Here is a 20,053-nt window from a genome sequence, read left to right as displayed (position 1 = left end):
TGACACCATGAATCTGACTGAACCTCGCGAACTGGCCCCCTTGCTGGAGGCTTTTCTTCTGGCCTCGGGTAAGCCGCAGTCCCTGGAGCGCCTGTTTGAGCTGTTTGAAGAGGCCGAGCGTCCCGAGCCGCCGGTGTTCAAGAAGGCCCTGGAGATCCTGCGTAAATCCTGCGACGGCCGTGCCTTTGAACTGCGCGAAGTAGCGTCGGGTTATCGCTTGCAGATCCGTGAGAAATTTTCCCCTTGGGTGGGGCGTTTGTGGGAAGAACGTCCGCAGCGCTATTCGCGGGCGATGCTGGAGACCATGGCATTGATTGCCTATCGCCAGCCGATCACCCGGGGCGAGATCGAGGATGTGCGTGGCGTGGCGGTCAACAGCCATATCGTCAAGACGCTGCTGGAGCGTGAGTGGATTCGCATCGTCGGCTACCGCGACGTGCCGGGCAAACCGGCGATGTTCGCCACCACCAAAGTGTTCCTCGACCACTTCAACCTGAAAAACCTCGACGACCTGCCGCCACTCGCCGAATTGCGCGAAATGGAGGCCGAACCGGTACTCGATTTCGACGACGCGCCGGTTCCGACGGGGTTGCAGGAACTGGCGGACGCCAGCGCCGAGCCGGAGGAGCCGAAGGACGAGACCAGTTTCCACACCCTGTTGCTGGAACTGGACGACATGGAGCAGGGCATCAAGACCGACTTCGATGACTTGCTGCGCGATGGTGAGGCCGAGCCCGAAGCCCCGGTCAGCGTGGAGGTCGAACCTGAACCTGAGGACGATATCCTCGGCGTTGCCGAAGCCCGCGAAAAACTCCTGGCCGCCGTCGCCGCCCTTGAACAACCGCCCTTGAGCGACGAAGAAGACGAAGCCCGGGCCCTGGCCGAAGCCATCGAGAACGAACGCCGCCAGTTCGAAGACTGACGCAGTCCAATGTAGGAGGGGGCTTGCCCCCTTCCACAAGGGTTCAGCGGTGCTTTGGGCATCACCGGTCGGCGGAAAAATCAATGACCTGGCGCTTATCGACTACTCTCTGATGCGCAACGCGCGCCATGCGCGTATGATTCGCGACCCTTTGCCGAGCTATTCGGCCAAAGCCCCGCTTTCAACACTCTTCAGGCCACGCCTGAATCGACCCACCGGGAGGTGCTTAAGATGAACGATAAAGACCAGAACGACAGCCAGGAAATCGGCCCAGCAGGCGAAAAGCTGCAAAAGGTGCTGGCGCGTATCGGCGTGGGCTCGCGCCGCGACGTCGAAGCCTGGATCACCCAGAAGCGCATCAAGGTCAATGGCGTGGAAGCCACCCTTGGCCAGCGCGTCGATCTGCATGATGCAATCACCATCGATGGCAAGGTCATCAAGCGCGAAGAGGCCGCCGAATCGGTGCGCCGCGTGATCATGTACAACAAGCCCGATGGCGAAATTTGCACCCGTGACGACCCGGAAGGCCGTCCGACCGTGTTCGACAAGATGCCTAAGCCGAAAGAAGGCCGCTGGATCAATATCGGTCGTCTCGACATCAACACCACCGGCCTGCTGATGTTCACCACCGACGGCGAGCTGGCCAACCGTCTGATGCACCCGTCCTACGAGATGGACCGCGAATACGCCGTGCGTGTACGTGGCGAAGTCGACGACGAGATGATCGAACGCCTCAAGGCCGGTGTGGTGCTGGAAGACGGCCCCGCCAAGTTCACCGACATCAAGCAGGCACCGGGTGGCGAAGGCTTCAACCACTGGTACCACTGCGTGGTGATGGAAGGCCGTAACCGTGAAGTGCGCCGTCTGTGGGAATCCCAGGGCCTGGTGGTCAGCCGCCTCAAGCGCGTGCGTTTCGGCCCGGTGTTCCTGAATTCCGACCTGCCGATGGGGCGCTGGCGCGAAATGAGCCAGTACGAAGTCGACATCCTCAGTGCCGAAGTGGGCCTGACCCCGGTGGCGATGCCGCAGATGAACGCCAAGAGCAAAGACAAGCTTGAGCGGATGCAGCGTAAATCGTCGCGCCCGGTAGCCCGTACCGAACGCGTTGCCCGCACCCTGCGCCCGGCCCTGAATGCACCTGCGACTGGCGGGCGTATCTCCCGCGAACCGCACATCGAAGGCGAGCGTCGCCCGACCGCGCCGTCGCGTCAGGAAGGCGAACGTGCGCCACGCGCTCCGCGACCTGCACCGATCGGTGGCCGCAGCAACCGGGGTGAAGCCGATCGCCCGGCCGACAGCGCCAGCACCAAGCGCCCAGCCAAGCCGGCGGCGAACAAACGCCCTGGCCCGAAACTGGTCGCGGACGAGCCATCGGGCAAGCGCCGTGGCGCTCCAGCCGGTTCCGGTCAGCGTCCAGGGTTTGGTCGCAAGAAGCCTTAAGAGCAGTGGTAAGTTTTTAGCTGCAAGCTGTAAGAAAAAGCGCTAGCCCTCACGGGTTGGCGCTTTTTTTTGTTTGTGGCTTGCGACTGGTAGCTGGCGCTAGAACGCAAACCTGCCATCGAACACGGGCTTGTCATCCAACGCCAACACCCCACTGGCAAAGATCAAGTCCAGGTGATGACTGCCTTTCTGCCCGCCCCCCAAGCCTAGATGCAAACCGCAATGACGCTCCTCGAAGCCGGCATTGCGTGCGTATAAATCCTTGACCCCTTCATTGGTGCCGATGCCCAGTTCCTCCACACGGCGGTTGGACGGGTTGGCGTTGAGGTATTTGTTGAAGTCATCGGCCAGCCCCGGCACGTCGCTGGCCACGCTGCAGATGGTCGAATTCTCGATCCACAGCTCCAGCGGTGATTGCAGCACGCCGTATTTACGCGCGAAGGGGATGGTGCTGAGGAATGTGCCGACAAACCGCACCTGACCACTAATCGCTTCACTGTGGGTGGCGATCTCGCCGGGAGCCAGGTCGTGGTTGCCGACGCCGTTGATATTCGTCCACTTCTTGATGCTGCTCAGGGGCGCCTGAAGGCGTGAGCCGTGCTTGTCGGTGAAGCTCAGCACCGTGGCCTGGCCCATGCGTCGGATCAGCGTGGCGTTGAGGTCGGCGATGCGTTGTGGCTCGACGCTGAACGTATCGTAAAAATAGTCGCCGTAATCCTTGAACAGCAGGGACTTCTTCCAGTGTTCGGCCATCACCGCTTGCAGGGCGCGGATAAAGTCCGGGCCTTCGGCGCGTGGGTTGGGCAGCGTGGAGGAATCGTAGAGGAACAGGTACAGGTCGCAGGCTTCGATGGTCTGGGCCATGGCATCGCTGGCGGTCAGGTCCAGGCGCTGTACTTGGAAATTGAAGCGACCGGCGCTGCCTTGGGTAATGGCGCGGGCGATAGCGTCGTAGCGCTCGGTATGGCCCAGTAGCACGGTCGGGCAGCTCAGGCCGTTGAGGGCCGGATGATGAGCCAGGTAGTAGAGGAAATGTTCGACGGCGCGGGCCTTGTCCATGACGGATGTCCTTGTGTGTCTTGGGTAAGGGAGCGGGCGCCGTGCACAGCACCCGCTGGATGCCTGTCGTGGGTTAGAAAGGCCACATCGCGGTGCCAAACGGCACAACGGCATCGGCTTGCATCATTTCTACGGCGGCCTCATGGGTCGGCGCTTCAAACCAATCGTCGAGTTGCAGTTCGGTTTCCAGGTCGTTTTCCAGTACTTGCATGGTGTATCTCCTAGAGGACGTTGTTTGAGAACGACTTGCCAGCGGTCTCGCTGGGCAAGTGGGAAACCTAGGTGAGGGGGTTTCAGAATGCAAAATTTTTATTGACACGGTCTCATTTGGATTTTTTGTTCTGATTTTTTGTGCGAATTTTTTTCCGAGGAAATTCAAGACACTGGGGATGGCCATCATGAAGGAAATTTCTGAGCGTCAATTTTCCCGTGAGTTACAGCTGTAACGAGGATTTTCCGCGCTGTAACGATTAATTTACGACTTGTTCGCGGCATTATTGAGTTATTCGGCGCTGTAAGGAATGCCTGACAGATCGTCGCACGCCCGCTGCAATGGCCGCCCCAGGCTGTCGAGCGGTGTACAATGCGCGCGTTTTACTGTGACCCCCCTTTGCGTACCTGCGCAAAAGGCCAAAACCTGGGGTTAGCCACCCCGATCACTCCGCCCGGCCACGAGCCGGACGGGTTCGATTTCGTCACAGATAAAAACAAACAGGTGACGCATGACCCTTAGAAAGACGCTGTATTCCTGGTGCCTGCGCTGGGGTTTGAGCGGCGCTGCTTGAGCAGAGATTCAAGACAGCAACGTGCATTCAACATCATCAAACCTTGCGTGAGACCCTTTCCATGAGTGGACCCGATTCCTCTTCAGGCGAACTGAAACGTGGCCTGAAAAACCGTCATATCCAGTTGATCGCCCTCGGTGGCGCCATCGGCACCGGCTTGTTCCTGGGCTCGGCCGGCGTGCTCAAGTCCGCCGGCCCGTCGATGATCCTGGGTTATGCCATCTGCGGCTTCATTGCCTTCATGATCATGCGCCAGCTTGGCGAAATGATCGTCGAAGAGCCGGTTGCCGGTTCCTTCAGTCATTTTGCTCACAAGTACTGGGGCGGTTTCGCCGGCTTCCTGTCGGGCTGGAACTGCTGGATTCTGTACATTCTGGTTGGCATGTCGGAGCTGACGGCTGTCGGCAAGTACGTGCACTACTGGTGGCCGGAGATCCCGACCTGGGTCTCTGCGGCGGCCTTCTTCGTGCTGATCAATGTGATCAACCTGGCCAACGTCAAAGTGTTCGGCGAAGCCGAGTTCTGGTTTGCCATCATCAAAGTGGTGGCGATTGTCGGCATGATTGCCCTGGGCAGCTACTTGTTGGTCAGCGGCAGCGGCGGCCCGCAGGCGTCGGTGAGCAACCTGTGGGACCACGGCGGCTTCTTCCCCCACGGTGTCGGCGGCTTGGTGATGGCCATGGCGATCATCATGTTCTCGTTTGGCGGCCTGGAAATGCTCGGTTTTACCGCTGCCGAAGCCGATCAGCCGCGTACCGTGATCCCCAAGGCGATCAATCAGGTGATCTACCGCATCCTGATTTTCTACATCGGCGCCCTGGTGGTGCTGTTGTCGCTGACGCCCTGGGACAGCCTATTGACGACCCTCAACGCGTCCGGCGATGCCTACAGCGGTAGCCCGTTCGTGCAGGTGTTCTCGATGCTGGGCAGCAACACCGCGGCACACATCCTCAACTTCGTGGTGTTGACGGCGGCGCTGTCGGTGTACAACAGCGGCACGTACTGCAACAGCCGCATGCTGCTGGGCATGGCCGAACAGGGCGATGCCCCGCGGGCGCTGGCCAAGATCGATAAGCGCGGCGTGCCGGTACGTTCGATCCTCGCCTCGGCGGCGATCACCCTGGTGGCGGTGCTGATGAACTACCTGATCCCGCAGCACGCGTTGGAACTGTTGATGTCGTTGGTGGTGGCCACGCTGGTGATCAACTGGGCGATGATCAGCTTTTCCCACTTCAAATTCCGCCAACACATGAACCGCACCGGCCAGGTGCCGTTGTTCAAGGCGCTATGGTACCCGTACGGTAATTACATCTGCCTGGCGTTCGTGGTGTTTATCCTGGTGGTCATGCTGATGATTCCGGGCATCCAGGTGTCGGTGTATGCGATCCCGGTGTGGGTGGCATTTATGGCCGTGTGTTATTGGATCAAGAACAAACGCAGTGCGCAGCAGCGTCTGGACTTGGTCGCGTCTGCGCTGAAGTAAGGATTTTCTGCAGTCGAGCAAACCCGGCCACGCGCCGGGTTTGTCGTTTTAGGGCATAGGCTGAGCGCATTCGCGTATCCTTGGCCGCCCCCCAGAGGAAGCCATTGCCCATGCTGGTGATTTCCAACAACGTCCATCTGCCCGATGCCGAAATCGAGTTGACTGCCATCCGCGCCCAGGGTGCTGGCGGGCAGAACGTCAATAAGGTGTCGAGCGCGGTGCACCTGCGATTCGATATCCCTGCGTCGTCGCTGCCGGAGTTCTACAAAGAGCGGCTGCTGGCGCTGCGTGACAGTCGCATCACCAGCGACGGTGTGCTGGTGCTCAAGGCTCAGTCGTATCGGACCCAAGAGCAGAATCGCGCCGATGCGCTGGCGCGGCTGGTGGAATTGATCCAGAGCGCCACCAAGGTGGAGAAGAAGCGTCGCCCGACCAAGCCGACCCTGGGTTCGAAGAAGCGTCGCCTGGAATCCAAGACCAAGCGCGGCAGCATCAAGGCCGGGCGCGGCAAGGTCGATTTCTAGGCGTCGCGTGCTTCGCGGGCTTTGGGCGCCTGACGGTACAAGTACAGGCTTAGCAGCAAGCCACCGAGGGCGGCGAGGGCGGCGAACAGAAAGATCGAGGCAAAGCCGAAGCCCGCCGCCACGGCGCCGGCCAGCGGGCCGGTGACGCCCAATGATAAGTCGATGAACAACGAATAAGCCCCCACCGCCGAACCACGGCTGGAGGCCGGCACCAGGTTGACCGCCTCCACCCCCAGCGCCGGAAACACCAGGGAAAACCCGAAGCCGCTCAACGCCGCACCCGCCAGGGCCAGGTTGGCGTCCGGGGCCAGCCACAGCAACAGTAGACCGAGGATCTCCACCGACAGGCAGGCGATTGCTACGCGAAAGCCGCCGATGCGGTTGATCAGGTTGCCAAACAACAGGCGCGCCCCGATAAAGCTGGCACCGAACAGGCTCAAGGCCCACACCGCGTTATCCCAGTGCTGGGTGGTGTAATACAAGGTGATGAACGTGGCGATAGTGCCAAAGCCGATAGAGCCCAGGGCCAGCGCGCAGCCGTGAGGCAGCACGCGCCCCAACACATTCATAAATGGCAGACGCACACCGCTCACAATCGGCGCCGCGACTTTGTTCCACGCCAGCAACAGCCCCACGGCGGCCAGCAGGATGATGCTCACCCCCATGCTCCACAGCCCCAGATGGCTGACCAGCAGCACCCCCAACGGCGCGCCGACGGCCAGCGCGCCATAGCTGGCGATACCGTTCCACGAGATGACTTTGGCGGTGTTGGCCGCGCCTACGCGGCCGATGCCCCAACCGATGGCGCCCGAACCCACCAGGCTCTCAGCGCTGCCCAGCACCAGGCGGCCAATCAGCAGGCTGCCCAGGCTCAGCGCCGGCAGGCTGGAAAACCACGCCGCCAGTAGCATGAACACACCGCTCAGGCCGCAGCCCGTCAGGCCGATCAGCACGGCGCGCTTGCTGCCCAGGTTATCGATGATGCGCCCGGCGTACGGGCGGCTCAGCAATGTGGCCAGGTATTGCACGCTGATCACCAGCCCGGCGATCACCGCGCCAAACCCCAGTTCGCTGTGCACATAGCCTGGCAATACGGCCAGGGGAATGCCGATATTCAGGTAACCGATAAAGGTGAATAAGACGATGGAAACAACTTGCAGCGTGACCGCCATGGGGCGCTGGGTATCGGGCATGGGAAGGGTCCACATTCGCAGCAGGTAAAGATAGGCTGCTAATGATACCGGTGGTTTGGCCCGCGCAGGGCGGCAATCCACAAAAAGCTCAGTTCAAAAAGCTCAGGCTTGGGCAGGGCTCAGCAATTGCGTGGTCACCAGAGCGGCCAGGGCGTTTTCCTGGGTGCCGAAACGCTTGAGCAGCATGGCTTGCTTATCGGCGCTCAGGCGATTCCACACCTCGACCATCTGCAAGGCCGCATCGAGGATGGCTGTGTCCGGGTTGTCGGGGAGGGTGTCGGTCATAGGAAAATCTCTTGGCTTCAGGCAGTGTGGAAAGCGCTCGATGGTGCGCTTTCCACACGGTCTGGTACGGCGTCAGTCGTGGCGTTCGCTGTCGACTGGTTTGGCTTCTTTGGCCTCAGGCTGCTTGTCGCTGGCCTGTTGCGGGGTTGGCTGCTCAGTTTCGTGCAGGCTTGGGAAGGGGAGATTAGGGATCTCGTGCATTGTCGTCGCTCCTCGCAAAGTCTGTTTTTTTCAATCGCAGGTGATTCCGCGCTTTCAAAAAGCTTTCGCAGGATACAGCACTGTAAATGACAAAAAGATTTTTATATCCACATGACCTAGAACGGCACCTTGCCCAGAATCATGTCGCGGTACATCACAAAATCCCCCAGCAGGCTGTAGAACGGGTGCTGAAACGTCGCCGGACGGTTCTTTTCGAAGAAGAAGTGGCCAACCCAGGCAAACCCGTAGCCGGCGATCGGCACCGCCAGCAGCAAGCCAAGTGAACCTCGGCCAATGGCATACGCCAGGATGGCAATCACCAGCGTGGTGCCGATAAAGTGCAGGCGGCGACAGGTGCTGTTTCCGTGTTCCTGCAAGTAGTACGGGTAGAACTCGGCGAAGCTGCTGAATCGCTTGGTATTTTCCACGGTGACCGGCCCTTTGATTGTTATGCCGCCCAACAGATGTTCGGCGGGGAGCTTATTTGAGTCTAGAGTGATCACTGGTAACAGCCAGTGACAATAGATGCCACTTTAGTATCCTTGCCTTCCTGGCTGGCGTTGAGCCTGCTTAATTAAGAAGACGCCATGAGCGAACGAACAACTTCTGCAAGCTGGGCGATGGGGATAGTCAAGGCATTGGAAATGGACGGCCTCGATTGCCAAGCCCTGTTCAAGCAACTGGGTTTGGACTACGCCGCCTTGAGCGATCCCGACGCGCGCTTCCCGCAGGACTCCATGACCCGGCTGTGGCAGCGCGCGGTTGAGCTGTCAGGCAACCCGGCGATTGGCTTGAACATGGGCAAAGTGGTGCGCCCGGCGTCGTTCCATGTGGCTGGCTATGCGCTGATGTCCAGCAACACCCTGGCCGAAGGCTTTATGCGGCTGGTGCGCTATCAGCGCATCATTGCCGAAAGTGCCGACTTGAGTTTCCGCCTGTTACCCGAAGGCTATGCGCTGATTCTGACGGTGCATGGCGACCATCTGCCTCCAACCCGACAAAGCGCCGAAGCCTCCCTGGCCTGTGCGCTAGCGCTATGCGGCTGGTTGACCGGGCGAACCCTGCATCCGCGCAAAGTCCTGTTACAAGGCGAACCACCGCTGGACCTGGCGCCCTACAAGCAGGCGTTCCATGCGCCGCTGGAATTCAATGCGCCCTATGACGCGTTGATCTTCGAGCGTGCCGATATGGACACACCGCTGCCCACGGCCAATGAAGCCATGGCGCTGCTGCACGATCGCTTTGCCGGCGAATACCTGGCGCGCTTCTCGGAAAGCCGTGTGACCCACAAGGCGCGTCAGGTGCTCTGCCGCTTGCTGCCGCAGGGTGAGCCCAAGCGCGAGGTCGTGGCCCGGACGCTGCACCTGTCCCAACGCACCTTGCAACGGCGTTTGCAGGAAGAGGGCACCAGTTTCCAAACTTTGCTCGACGACACACGGCGCGAATTGGCTGAGCAATACCTGGCGCAGCCGAGCATGACCCTGCTGGAAATTGCCTACCTGTTGGGGTTCGCCGACCCGAGTAATTTCTTTCGCGCGTTTCGCCGTTGGTTCGATGCCACGCCCGGCGAGTACCGGGCGCGGTTGCAGGACGCGTCGACGGTCAGTGACGCCAGAACGCCGGGATACACAGAACAAAGACTGTGATGATCTCCAGTCGGCCCAGCAGCATGCCCAGGGACAGGATCCACTTGGCCGCGTCCGGCAGGCTGGCGAAGTTGCCGGCCGGGCCAATGGTCTCTCCCAGGCCCGGGCCGACGCCGGACACGGTGCTGGCGGCGCCGGTCAGGGCGGTCATCCAGTCCAGGCCCAGCAGCGACAGGGCCAGGGCGATGGCGCAGATGGTGATGGCGAAGAAAAACGAAAAGGTCAGGATCGAGCGCACGATCTCTTCGTCGAGGCGGTGGCCGTTGTACTTCTGCTTGATCACCGCGCGTGGGTGAATCAATTGGTTCAAGTTGGCCTTGAGCAGGATATAGGCGACCTGAAAGCGAAAAATCTTGATCCCGCCCGCCGTGGAGCCCGAACAGCCGCCGATAAACCCCAGGTAGAAGAACAGCATCAGTGAGAAATTGCCCCACAAACTGTAGTCCCCCAGTGCAAAACCAGTGGTGGTCACTACCGATGTGACGTTCAGCGCAACGTGGCGCAGCGCCTCCAGCCAGTGCAGATTGGTGGTCCACCAGTACCAGGTGCCGAGCACCAGCCAGGTCACCAGCAGCAAGCCGAGCAGACCTTGCACCTGCTGATCCTTGATCAACGCCCGACGGTTGCCGCGCAACGTGGCGACGTACAACGTGAACGGCAGGCTGCCGAGGATCATCACCACCACCGCCACCCAGTGCACCGCCGGTTGCTCCCAGTGGGCCAGGGACTGATCGGAGGTGGAGAAACCACCGGTGGAAATCGCCGACATCGCATGGTTGATCGCGTCGAACAGGCCCATACCGGCCCACCAGAACGCCAGGCTGCCGAGGATGGTGATGCCCACATACGCGGCTACGATCAGCCGCGCCACCATGTGCGAGCGCGGCATGACCTTTTCCGAACGGTCCGAGGATTCGGTCTGGAACAGACGCATGCCACCAATGCGCAGCAGCGGCAGGATCGCTACCGCCATGCCGATAAACCCGATGCCCCCCAGCCAGTGCAGCAGCGAGCGCCACATCAGGATGCCCGGCGACATACTGTCCAGACCGCTCAGCACCGTGGACCCGGTGGCGGTGATGCCGGACATGCTTTCGAAAAACGAGTCGGTATAACTGATGTGCTGGGTCAGCAGAAACGGCAACGCGGCGAACACACACACCACCAGCCAACTGCTGACGGTGAGCAGGTACATGTCCCGCGGGCGCAGGTGCACCTGCTCGGGGCGACCGGGGATAACCAGCGCCAGGCCGGCGACAAACGTGATCAGGCTGGCCCATAAAAAGGAGGGCAGGTCGCTGGTGCGTTCGAAAATGACCAGAGTGGCCATGGGCACGACCATGGCGATCGCAAGGGTGATCAGGAAGATGCCGATGATGAATCCGATGATGCGCAGGGTCGGCAACGCCATGAAGTTCGCTCGAGATAGGGCAGAGGCGCCATTCTACCTGGGGTGCAGGGCATGTAAACCTGCGTAGCCGGGAACGCCGTGACTCAAATGTGGGAGCGGGCATGAACCCCGATGGCGGTGAGGCAGCCGATACCGCCCTCACTGACACACTGCCATCGGGGGCAAGCGCCCTCTCACATGGTTTTGTGTGGCTATAAAAAAGGCGACCCGAAGGTCGCCTCTTTCAACTCGGCACTGATCAGAACTCGTGATCGGCGCTATCCGGGTTCAGGTCGCTGATGCCCAGCTTGCCCGCTGCGGCTTCGATCGATCCGGTTTGCTTGACCAGGGCGGCGATGGCGTCGCGCACGATCTGGTTACCGGCGTCGTTACCGGCGGCGATCAATTGATCGTAGTGCTCGCCCTTGTTGGCGTGGTCGACCATGACCTGGATCTTCGCTTCGGTGGTCGCCAGGTCCGCTTTCAACGCGGTATCGGCAGCCGGGTCGGCCTTGGCCACCAGGGAGGACAGGCTGGCGCCGGTCATCTTGGTGCCGTCCACACGGGTGTACTCGCCCAGATAGACGTTACGGATGCCCTTGGCGTCATAGAAGTGCGAGTTGTGGGTGTTGTCGCTGAAGCAGTCCTGCTCGTCTTCCGGCGAGTTGGCTTCCAGGGATACTTTCATCCGCTCGCCAGCCAGTTCGCCCAGGGACAGGCTGCCCATGCCGAACAGCATTTTGCGCAGGCCGTCGGTAGCCGGTTCTGCTTCCAGCGTGGCGCGGTAGTTGTCTTCGACGTTGGGTTTCCAGTTGCCGACCATTTCTTCCAGATCGCTGACCAGCAATTGGGTGACCGCGCTCAGGTAGGCACGGCGACGCTCGTTGTGGCCGCCGGTAGCACCGGCGCCGGTCAGGTAGTCCGAGGCTGGGCGGTTGCCAGCGCCTGGGCCGGTGCCGTTGAGGTCCTGGCCCCACAGCAGAAATTCGATGGCGTGGTAGCCGGTGGCCACGTTGGCCTCGGAACCGCCCAGCTCATTTAGGCTGGCGAGTTTTTCCGGGGTGATGTCTTTCACATCGACCTTGTCTTCGCCAACCTGAACCTGGGTGTTGGCGATGATGTTGGCGGTGGCGCCGGGGTTACCCAAGGCGTGCTCGTAGGACTTGTCGACGTAGTCGATCAGGCCTTCGTCCAGGGGCCATGCGTTCACCTGGCCTTCCCAGTCGTCGATGATGGTGTTGCCGAAACGGAACACTTCGCTCTGCAAGTACGGTACGCGCGCGGCGATCCAGGCGGTGCGCGCGGCTTTCAAGGTTTCATCGTTGGGCTTGGCGAGGAACGCGTCGATGGCGGTTTGCAGGGTTTTTGCGGTGGATTCGGCATCGCTGTACACCGCGAACACCATGTCGGCGTAGTGCGCGACCACGGCCTTGGCGGCGGCTTCGTCGACTTTTCCGGCAGGGGCGGGCGCCGCTGGCGCGGCAGTGCTGGCCGCCGGGGTCGGCGCCTGGGGCGCGGCGGCTTTGTCTTTACCTTCGCCGCAGCCGGCGAGAGAAATGGCAATGGCCAGCAGACTGGCGGTGGCCAGGGGCATACGAATCATGGCGAACATCCTGCTTCGGTTGTTGAGAGGGCGCGCGGGAGCCGCGCAAAACTGCAACATAATGCGAAAGATTTGCATTTTGTGTAAAGGGTTATAAGCGGGAAATATTCAGTATCGTTTCGCCAGGTCAAAGAATAGCCGCGTTATTGCGCTCGACTTGCTTCAAAAAAACCGCCAACTCCCGTGCTGGTAAGGGTTTGCTGTAGTAGTAACCCTGACCCTCATGGCAGCCCTCGGCGATGATATAAGCCTCCTGCTCGGCGGTTTCCACCCCCTCGGCGATCACCTGCATGCCCAGGCTCTTACCCAGTTGAATGATCGCCCGCACGATGGTGGCATCGTCATCATCGTCCAGCAGGTCCTGGACGAAGCTCTTGTCGATCTTGATCTTGTCCAGCGGCAGGCTTTTGAGATAACTCAGGGAGGAATAACCGGTGCCGAAGTCATCGATAGCGATCAGGGCACCGGAACGGCGCAGGCTCAGCAGGTGCTGGGCGGCAGTGCTGATGTCTTCCATCAGGCCGGTTTCGGTGACCTCCAGCTCAAGGCTGCGTGGCGGCAGGCGGTAGATTTGCATCAGATTGTTGACCACCCGTGGCAGCTCGGCGTGGTGCAGCTGCACCGTCGAGAGGTTGACCGCCATGCGCAGTTGGGTGAAGCCCTGGTCATGCCATTCGCGTAATTGCCGGCAGGCATGATCCAGCACCCATTCGCCAATGGGAATAATGGTGCCGTTCTGCTCGGCCAGGGGGATGAACAGGTCCGGCGGTACCAGCCCGTGCTCGGGGTGCTGCCAGCGCAGCAAGGCTTCGACGCCGACCACACGTTGTTCGCGATAGCTGACCTGCGGCTGATACACCAAGTGAAACTGCTCGCGGCTCAGGGCGTCGCGCAGGTCTTTTTCCAGCTCGCGGCGCCGGCGCATTTCGCTGTCGACGCTGGCGATATAGAACTGGTAACGGTTGCGTGAACGGCTCTTGGCCAGGGTCATGGTCTGTTCGGCTTTTTGGAGCAACTTCTCCGTGCTGTCGCCATCTTCAGGGAACAGAGTGATACCGATGGTGGCGCGCAGACGGATTTGTTCGTGCTCGAAGGCAAATTCCGCTTCGAGGTCATCCAGGATACTTTGCGCCAGTTCGGCGGCCTCGTAGGGCTGGTCGATATCGGCCTGCACCAGGGCGAACTGATCGCCCCCCAGGCGGGCCAGGGCGCCGAGCCGGCCGCTGTGGGCGCGCAGGCGGTCGGCCAGGGCCAGGAGCAATTTGTCGCCGGCCTGGTAAGTGAACTGCTCATTGACGCTTTTAAAATCGTCCAGCCCCACACACAGCACCGCGACACGGCGCTGACGACGGCCGGCGTCGATCAGGATTTTGTCCAACTGCTCCTGCAGTTTCTGGCGGTTCGGCAGGCCGGTGAGAAAGTCATACTGATCCATGCGCAGCAGGCTGGATTCGGCTTCGTGGCGCAGGTGGGTGTTGCGTTCGATGGATTCGAGCAACTGATTGGCGGTATTGATCCACAACCCCAGTTCGTTGCGTTCGTGGCCCTTGAGCTGTGGGATTTTGTGTTCGCTGGGCCGGTCCGGGTTGACGGATGTGAGGTGCTCGATAATCCGCGACAGCGGTTTGGTCAGCAACCAGTGATAGACCAAATACAGCACCAGCCCCATGGCCAATGCGCGCAGCACCCCGGAAATGAAAATAATCACCGAATTGACGATAAATCCCTCACCGTAGGTGGCGGTGTCGAGGGTGATGCTCAGATCGCCGTAGTACTCGCTGTAAGGGCCCTTGCCCACCAGGGGCGTGGTGAAGGTGCGTTCCTGGCCAAGAATGAGGTCGGTCAGCCAGCGGCTTGGGGCGTGCTGCAACGCGCGGCTTTTTTCCGCCAACATGGTTTCGTTGGGATGGCCGATGGAGGCCATGCGCACCGCGTCGTCCTGAAACAGCCCCTCGATTACCTGCATGCCCATCTCGCGGTCCAGGCTATACACGGCCTGCGTAGAGGGATCGCGAAACATATCGAGGATACGCTGGGCATCGCTGGCCACGGCCTGGCGCGTCTTGTAGGCGTCATACACGATCTGCGCCACGCTCAGCGCCACGCCCACGACCAACGCCGACAGCAGCACAACCCGTAGCAACTTCACCGACAAGCTGTTCTTGAGTTCCAGCTTCAAAGGGGCATTCCTTGTCTCATGCGGGTGGCCTTCAATATGCCATGAGTATTGGCAATCTGGTGATGGCAGTCAAAGGGACATTAGGGGCTGAGATAAATTGAGGGTTTTGCTGGATGAAAGAGCAGCGGCGACAACTTATGTCGGGACTTTCAGAAGCGGGCAAAGGGGCAGCACATGCGCCGCAGACCGGGCGGGAGAAGGCGGAGGAGATCCGCCTTCCAGTTCGACGATTTTCTTAATAATTAATCTTGCTCTCTGGCTGGGGGGCTTCCCCGCCGATCTTGGCGCCCTGAGAGGCCATGTCTGCGAGTTTGTTCGCCAAGTCCATACCGCTATTTGCAAGGTCCAGGCCCTTGTCGAGCAGGCCCATTCCGATGGGAAGTGCGCCCAAGATCGCTGAAATAGGGTCCATCGTCATTCTCCACATTGATTGAGGAGGTTCATTCCTCCTGATGTCTATGTGGTTAATTATTACCGTTGGGTTCCTGTATTTCTGGCATGGCAATCATAGCGGCCAAGAAAAAGCCCGGCGATTGCCGGGCTCTTCATACTGCAAGCGATGCTCAGGCAGTAAACGTCTTGCCTTCGAACTGCTCGGCGACGAACTTCCAGTTGACCAGGTTCCAGAACGCTTCCACATACTTTGGACGTACGTTGCGGTAGTCGATGTAGTAAGCGTGTTCCCACACGTCGCAGGTCAGCAACGGGGTATCGCCGCTGGTCAGCGGGTTGCCGGCGCCGATGGTGCTGGCCAGAGCCAGGGAACCGTCAGCCTTTTTCACCAGCCAGCCCCAACCGGAACCGAAGGTGCCGACGGAGGTTTTGGTGAACTCTTCCTTGAACTTGTCGAACGAACCGAACGCCGCGTTGATGGCTTCAGCCAGTGCGCCGGTAGGTTGGCCGCCGGCGTTTGGCGCCAGGCAGTTCCAGTAGAAGGTGTGGTTCCAGACCTGAGCGGCGTTGTTGAAGATGCCGCCCGAAGAGGATTTGACGATCTCTTCCAGGGTCTTGCCTTCGAACTCGGTGCCAGGCACCAGGTTGTTCAGGTTCACGACATAGGTGTTGTGGTGCTTGTCGTGGTGGTACTCCAAGGTTTCCTTGGAGATGTGCGGCTGCAGGGCATCGTGTGCGTAGGGCAGCGGCGGCAATTCGAAAGCCATGATGATTCTCCTAATCAGGTCAGTTGCGGTGAGCGCAAGGCCGATCACGGGCGGCCAAACATGCGCCGGGGAGTTTGTACTCTTTGCGGCGCAGGGGCAGGATCATAGCACCGGGGGTGTGGCAAAACCACGCAACAACTGTGTGGGATAGAGGTTCCAGAGCGTTTTGGAATATTGCTCACGCGCTGATCAATTGATAGGCCACGCTGAACATCATGATCGCCACCAGCAGGTCCAGCAGGCGCCAGGTCGATGGACGCGCCAGCCACGGAGCCAACCAGGCCGCGCCGAGTGCTAGAGTGGCGAACCACAGGAACGACGCGCTGGCGGCGCCGGCGACATAGGCGCCAGGCTCGGTTTGCTGAGCGCCCAACGAGCCGATCAGCAACACGGTATCCAGATACACATGGGGATTGAGCAATGTCACCGCCAGTGCGCTCAGCAGCACCGCGCGCAATGAGCGGACCTTGAGACTGCCGCCTTGCTCCAGGCTCTGCTTGGAAAACGCCCGGCGCAGCGCCAAAGTGCCGTACCACAGCAAGAACGCGGCACCGCCCCAGCGTGCAATTGCCAGCAGCAGCGGGTTTTGCGCCAGCACTGTCGCCAGGCCAAACACCCCGGCGGCCACTAGAATTGCATCGCAGACCACGCACAGTGCCGCCACGGGCAAGTGATGTTCACGGCGCAGGCTCTGCGCCAATACAAAGGCGTTTTGCGAGCCGATCGCCATGATCAACCCCAGCGCGACCAACAGACCGTTCAGATAGCTTTGCCACATAAGGTTTACTCCGCGGTCGCCGCCAATTGGCGCAGTACAGCCATGGCGCGCTCGGCATCGGCGCGGCCGACAAACAGGTGATCGTGGTAATAGCCGGCAATCACGTTGCAACTGATGCCGGCCTTGCCCAGGGCGCTGGCGAAGGCGGCGGTCAGGCCTACGGCTTCCAGGGCCGAATGCACATTCAAGGTGATCCATGCGGCGACGTACTCGAACGCCAGCCCGGCCTGTTCTGCCTGCTGACGTTCGACGATGAGGGTCAGGCCCTCCTAGTCACGGAAACTGCCGATGACCTCGCAGGCTGGCGGGATACGGCCGTCGGGCAGGGTACAAAATACGTAGTCACCCTCATTGAGGTGTGGGCTCATGCTGCGCAGCAGCGTTGCCAGTGCGGTTTCGCCGGCCATAGGCGGGGTTCCTTATAAAGAGAAGCAATGCTGGCTATTCTCCCGGCGCAAGCTGTATAAGAAAAACCAATATTGCTGATCGCTCATTAGAGAAACTGATGTTCGACTATAAATTGCTCTCTGCCCTGGCGGCGGTGGTGGAACAGGCTGGCTTCGAACGCGGTGCGCAGGTGCTGGGGGTGTCGCAGTCGGCGATTTCCCAGCGCATCAAACTGCTGGAGGCGCGTATTGGCCAACCGGTGCTGGTGCGGGCTACGCCGCCGGCGCCCACGGAGATCGGCCGTCGCCTGCTTAACCATGTGCAACAGGTGCGTTTGCTGGAACGTGACCTGCAGAGTCAGGTGCCGGCGCTGGACGAAGAGGGCATGCCCGAGCGCCTGCGTATCGCCTTGAATGCCGACAGCTTGGCCACTTGGTGGGCTGAGGCGGTCAGTGGGTTTTGCGCCGAGCAGCACTTGCTGCTGGATCTGGTGGTGGAAGACCAGGCGGTCAGCCTCAAGCGCATGCGCGCCGGTGAGGTAGCGGCCTGCATCTGCGCCAGCGAGCGTCCGGTGGCCGGCGCGCGTAGCCTGTTGCTGGGCGCCATGCGTTATCGCGCACTGGCAAGCCCGGCCTTTATTGCGCGGCACTTTGCCGGCGGTGTGCGTGCCGATCAGTTGGCCCGCACCCCGGCGCTGGTGTTTGGCCCGGATGATTTCCTGCAACACCGTTACCTGGCGTCGCTCGGTGTGGACGGCGGTTTCGAACACCATTTATGCCCCTCGTCCGAAGGCTTTATTCGCCTGACGGAAGCTGGGCTGGGCTGGGGCCTCGTCCCCGAACTACAGGTGCGCGACCAGTTGCAAAAAGGCGTGTTGGTGGAGTTATTGCCAGATAAGCCGATCGATGTGCCGTTGTACTGGCATCATTGGCGCAGTGGCGGGCAATTGCTGAACTTGTTGACTGACCATTTGGCCCACGCGTGCGGCCAATGGTTGGTGCCGTTGGACTGACGGCGTGCGTCAAGGCAACCGCGATGAAAAATGAAAGAACACGGGGTAATACATGAAGATTCTGGTCACCGGCGCAAGCGGCTTCATCGGCGGGCGCTTTGCGCGTTTCGCCCTGGAGCAGGGCCTGGACGTGCGGGTCAACGGGCGACGCGCCGAAGGTGTAGAGCACCTGGTGCGGCGTGGCGCCGAGTTTATCCAAGGTGATCTGAATGACGCCGACCTGGTGCGCGACCTGTGCCGAGACGTGGAGGCCGTGGTGCACTGCGCTGGCGCCGTGGGGCTGTGGGGCAAGTATCAGGACTTCCATCAAGGCAATGTGCTGGTCACCGAAAACGTGGTCGAAGCCTGCCTCAAGGAGCGGGTCCGGCGTCTGGTGCATTTGTCCTCGCCGTCGATCTACTTTGACGGCCGCGACCACTTGGGCCTGACTGAAGAGCAAGTGCCCAAGCGCTTCAAGCACCCCTATGCCGCTACCAAATACCTGGCGGAACAAAAAGTGTTCGGCGCCCAGGAGTTCGGTCTTGAGGTGCTGGCGCTGCGCCCGCGCTTCGTGACGGGGGCCGGCGATATGAGCATCTTCCCGCGCTTGCTGAACATGCAGCGCAAGAACCGCCTGGCGATCGTCGGCGACGGCCTGAACAAGGTCGACTTCACCAGCGTGCACAACCTCAATGAAGCGCTGCTCAGCAGTTTGCTCGCCACCGGATCGGCACTGGGCAAGGCCTACAACATCAGTAATGGCGCGCCGGTGCCGGTGTGGGATGTGGTGAACTACGTGATGCGCCAAATGCAGTTGCCCCAGGTCACACGGTATCGTTCCTACGGTTTGTCCTACAGCGTGGCAGCGTTGAACGAGGCATTTTGTGCGATCTGGCCCGGTCGACCGGAGCCTGCCTTGTCGCGCCTGGGGATGCAGGTCATGAACAAAGATTTCACCCTCGACATCAGTCGGGCCAGGCATTATCTGGACTATGAGCCCAAGGTCAGCCTGTGGACCGCCCTCGACGAGTTCTGCGGCTGGTGGAAGGCTCAGGATCCGGGCACCCGGTAAGGTCACAAGCGGCAACACACCGGGAACCGAATGTGGGGTTCCCGGTCGATCAGTGCGGCGGGGCGGCGGTTTATACTGCCGCCGCTCGGCGTTCCAGCCAGCCATTTCAATGATTCAGGGTTGATCCATGCGTAACGATGCCAACGACGATTTCGACAACGTTCCCAGCCTGCGGGCCGACCTTGGGGACGACGATGATTTCGAACCCACCCCGGCCACCTCGGTGCGTTCGCGCACGACGCCGGTGGTCAAGGTCAAGAGCGCCAATACCGGGCCGTTGTGGGCCTTGATCGGCGCGCTGCTGATCGCCTTCGCCGGCCTGGCCTGGTGGAGCTTCCAGCAGATTTCCCTGATGGGCCAGCAATTGGTTGCCACCCAGGAGAGCTTTGCGCGCATCAGCGAAGAAGCGGCCGGGCGCTTGCAGGACATTTCCGGCAAGGTCGTGGCCAGTGAAGCCAATGTGAACAACGGCAGCGAAGCGTTGAAATTGCAGATCCAGCAGTTGGAAAAGCAATTGCTGGAGCAGGGCAAGCAGCAACTCGGCGTGGCCGGCCAGGCCACCGAGCTGGACAAGCGCCTGGCTCAGATGACGGCCAGCACCACCGACTTGTCCAACGCCAATGCCAAGTTGCAAGGCCAGGTGCAAGCCCTCACCGACGCCGTGGCGACGCTCAAGGCCGCCCAGGGCGATACCGCCAAGCGCGACGCCGAGATCAAGGACCTGGTCGCCGACGTTGCCGCGCTGAAAAAGCAGGGTAACCCAAGCGCCGCCATTGCTCGCCTTGAGCAGGACCTGGTGGTGCTCAAGAGTGCGCAGGAGACTCAGCCACTCAACAGTGATGCGCCCACCAACAAGGAATTCGATGTGTTCCGCATCCAGACCACGCGCAATATCACTACCCTGCAAAGCCAGGTGCAGAACCTGCAGCGCCAGATCGCCGCACCGACGCAATAA

General features: G+C 60.7%; 20 protein-coding genes and 1 pseudogene. 8 read left to right on the top strand and 13 right to left on the bottom strand.

The features are described 5' to 3' along the window. Window positions 1-7: 7 nt before the first annotated feature. On the top strand, window positions 8-922 hold the full coding sequence (scpB, locus tag YA0848_RS26575) for an SMC-Scp complex subunit ScpB (protein WP_034100105.1): 915 nt from the start codon (window positions 8-10) through the stop codon (window positions 920-922). 231 nt (window positions 923-1,153) lie between these two features. Beyond that, a complete protein-coding gene (gene rluB, locus YA0848_RS26570; RefSeq protein WP_184316084.1) occupies window positions 1,154-2,362 on the top strand; it encodes a 23S rRNA pseudouridine(2605) synthase RluB in 1,209 nt (402 codons plus the stop codon). 99 nt (window positions 2,363-2,461) lie between these two features. Here the strand turns inward: rluB and YA0848_RS26565 are convergent, their stop codons facing one another. Both YA0848_RS26565 and YA0848_RS26560 read right to left on the bottom strand, forming a co-directional pair. Further along, complete coding sequence (locus YA0848_RS26565) at window positions 2,462-3,421, bottom strand: leucyl aminopeptidase (RefSeq protein ID WP_169903352.1); 960 nt, start codon at window positions 3,419-3,421, stop codon at window positions 2,462-2,464. Window positions 3,422-3,494: 73 nt separating this feature from the next. Beyond that, entirely contained in the window at window positions 3,495-3,632 is a 138-nt protein-coding gene (locus tag YA0848_RS26560) for a hypothetical protein (protein ID WP_034100099.1), read from the bottom strand. Between the two features lie 635 nt (window positions 3,633-4,267). Between YA0848_RS26560 and YA0848_RS26555 the strand changes: the two genes are divergently transcribed. Together YA0848_RS26555 and arfB are read left to right on the top strand one after the other, a co-directional pair. Next, complete coding sequence (locus YA0848_RS26555) at window positions 4,268-5,689, top strand: amino acid permease (protein WP_034100097.1); 1,422 nt, start codon at window positions 4,268-4,270, stop codon at window positions 5,687-5,689. 110 nt (window positions 5,690-5,799) lie between these two features. Continuing rightward, on the top strand, window positions 5,800-6,213 hold the full coding sequence (gene arfB, locus YA0848_RS26550; protein WP_034114970.1) for an alternative ribosome rescue aminoacyl-tRNA hydrolase ArfB: 414 nt from the start codon (window positions 5,800-5,802) through the stop codon (window positions 6,211-6,213). Here the strand turns inward: arfB and YA0848_RS26545 are convergent. The 4 genes from YA0848_RS26545 to YA0848_RS26535 form a co-directional block, all read right to left on the bottom strand. Beyond that, entirely contained in the window at window positions 6,210-7,406 is a 1,197-nt protein-coding gene (locus YA0848_RS26545; RefSeq protein ID WP_034114969.1) for an MFS transporter, read from the bottom strand. The genes arfB and YA0848_RS26545 overlap by 4 nt on opposite strands. 102 nt (window positions 7,407-7,508) lie before the next feature. After that, window positions 7,509-7,691: a hypothetical protein gene (locus YA0848_RS26540; protein WP_034100091.1), complete on the bottom strand. Its 183-nt coding sequence runs from the start codon at window positions 7,689-7,691 to the stop codon at window positions 7,509-7,511. A 72-nt stretch (window positions 7,692-7,763) separates the two neighbouring features. Continuing rightward, window positions 7,764-7,892, bottom strand: coding sequence for a hypothetical protein (locus YA0848_RS36455; protein ID WP_256203855.1), 129 nt, complete (start codon window positions 7,890-7,892; stop codon window positions 7,764-7,766). Between the two features lie 116 nt (window positions 7,893-8,008). Beyond that, a complete protein-coding gene (locus YA0848_RS26535) occupies window positions 8,009-8,320 on the bottom strand; it encodes a DUF962 domain-containing protein (protein ID WP_034100605.1) in 312 nt (103 codons plus the stop codon). Window positions 8,321-8,479: 159 nt separating this feature from the next. Here YA0848_RS26535 and YA0848_RS26530 point away from each other — a divergent pair, with 159 nt between their 5' ends. Beyond that, on the top strand, window positions 8,480-9,538 hold the full coding sequence (locus YA0848_RS26530; protein ID WP_034100089.1) for an AraC family transcriptional regulator: 1,059 nt from the start codon (window positions 8,480-8,482) through the stop codon (window positions 9,536-9,538). On the opposite strand, the gene YA0848_RS26525 is transcribed toward YA0848_RS26530, so the two are convergent. The 7 genes and pseudogenes from YA0848_RS26525 to YA0848_RS26495 form a co-directional block, all read right to left on the bottom strand. Continuing rightward, the gene (locus YA0848_RS26525; protein WP_034100087.1) at window positions 9,495-10,949 is read right to left on the bottom strand and encodes a TrkH family potassium uptake protein; all 1,455 of its coding nucleotides are present in this window, start codon (window positions 10,947-10,949) and stop codon (window positions 9,495-9,497) included. The genes YA0848_RS26530 and YA0848_RS26525 overlap by 44 nt on opposite strands. Window positions 10,950-11,187: 238 nt before the next feature. Beyond that, entirely contained in the window at window positions 11,188-12,531 is a 1,344-nt protein-coding gene (locus YA0848_RS26520; RefSeq protein ID WP_169903353.1) for an imelysin family protein, read from the bottom strand. A gap of 127 nt (window positions 12,532-12,658) precedes the next feature. After that, the gene (locus tag YA0848_RS26515; RefSeq protein ID WP_198712265.1) at window positions 12,659-14,710 is read right to left on the bottom strand and encodes a putative bifunctional diguanylate cyclase/phosphodiesterase; all 2,052 of its coding nucleotides are present in this window, start codon (window positions 14,708-14,710) and stop codon (window positions 12,659-12,661) included. A 235-nt stretch (window positions 14,711-14,945) separates the two neighbouring features. Further along, on the bottom strand, window positions 14,946-15,122 hold the full coding sequence (locus YA0848_RS26510) for a hypothetical protein (protein WP_158248577.1): 177 nt from the start codon (window positions 15,120-15,122) through the stop codon (window positions 14,946-14,948). A 151-nt stretch (window positions 15,123-15,273) separates the two neighbouring features. Next, window positions 15,274-15,870: a superoxide dismutase gene (locus YA0848_RS26505; protein ID WP_003212997.1), complete on the bottom strand. Its 597-nt coding sequence runs from the start codon at window positions 15,868-15,870 to the stop codon at window positions 15,274-15,276. A gap of 178 nt (window positions 15,871-16,048) precedes the next feature. After that, window positions 16,049-16,648 (bottom strand): LysE/ArgO family amino acid transporter, encoded by a 600-nt coding sequence (locus YA0848_RS26500; RefSeq protein ID WP_034100080.1) that lies wholly within the window; start codon window positions 16,646-16,648, stop codon window positions 16,049-16,051. Window positions 16,649-16,653: 5 nt separating this feature from the next. Continuing rightward, window positions 16,654-17,055: pseudogene (locus tag YA0848_RS26495) on the bottom strand (ACT domain-containing protein). Window positions 17,056-17,153: 98 nt separating this feature from the next. Here YA0848_RS26495 and YA0848_RS26490 point away from each other — a divergent pair. From YA0848_RS26490 to YA0848_RS26480, 3 genes are all read left to right on the top strand, one after another. Beyond that, entirely contained in the window at window positions 17,154-18,047 is an 894-nt protein-coding gene (locus tag YA0848_RS26490) for a LysR family transcriptional regulator ArgP (RefSeq protein ID WP_034114965.1), read from the top strand. A gap of 52 nt (window positions 18,048-18,099) precedes the next feature. Beyond that, window positions 18,100-19,098 carry an NAD-dependent epimerase/dehydratase family protein gene (locus YA0848_RS26485; protein WP_034139103.1) on the top strand — a complete coding sequence of 333 codons (999 nt, stop codon included), beginning with the start codon at window positions 18,100-18,102 and terminating at the stop codon, window positions 19,096-19,098. Window positions 19,099-19,225: 127 nt separating this feature from the next. Beyond that, window positions 19,226-20,053 carry an ATPase gene (locus tag YA0848_RS26480; RefSeq protein ID WP_034114963.1) on the top strand — a complete coding sequence of 276 codons (828 nt, stop codon included), beginning with the start codon at window positions 19,226-19,228 and terminating at the stop codon, window positions 20,051-20,053.

The sequence above is a fragment of the Pseudomonas sp. S4_EA_1b genome, assembly GCF_016307435.1.
Lineage (GTDB): Bacteria > Pseudomonadota > Gammaproteobacteria > Pseudomonadales > Pseudomonadaceae > Aquipseudomonas > Aquipseudomonas rhodesiae.
This window is presented reverse-complemented; position numbering and strand designations above follow the sequence as displayed.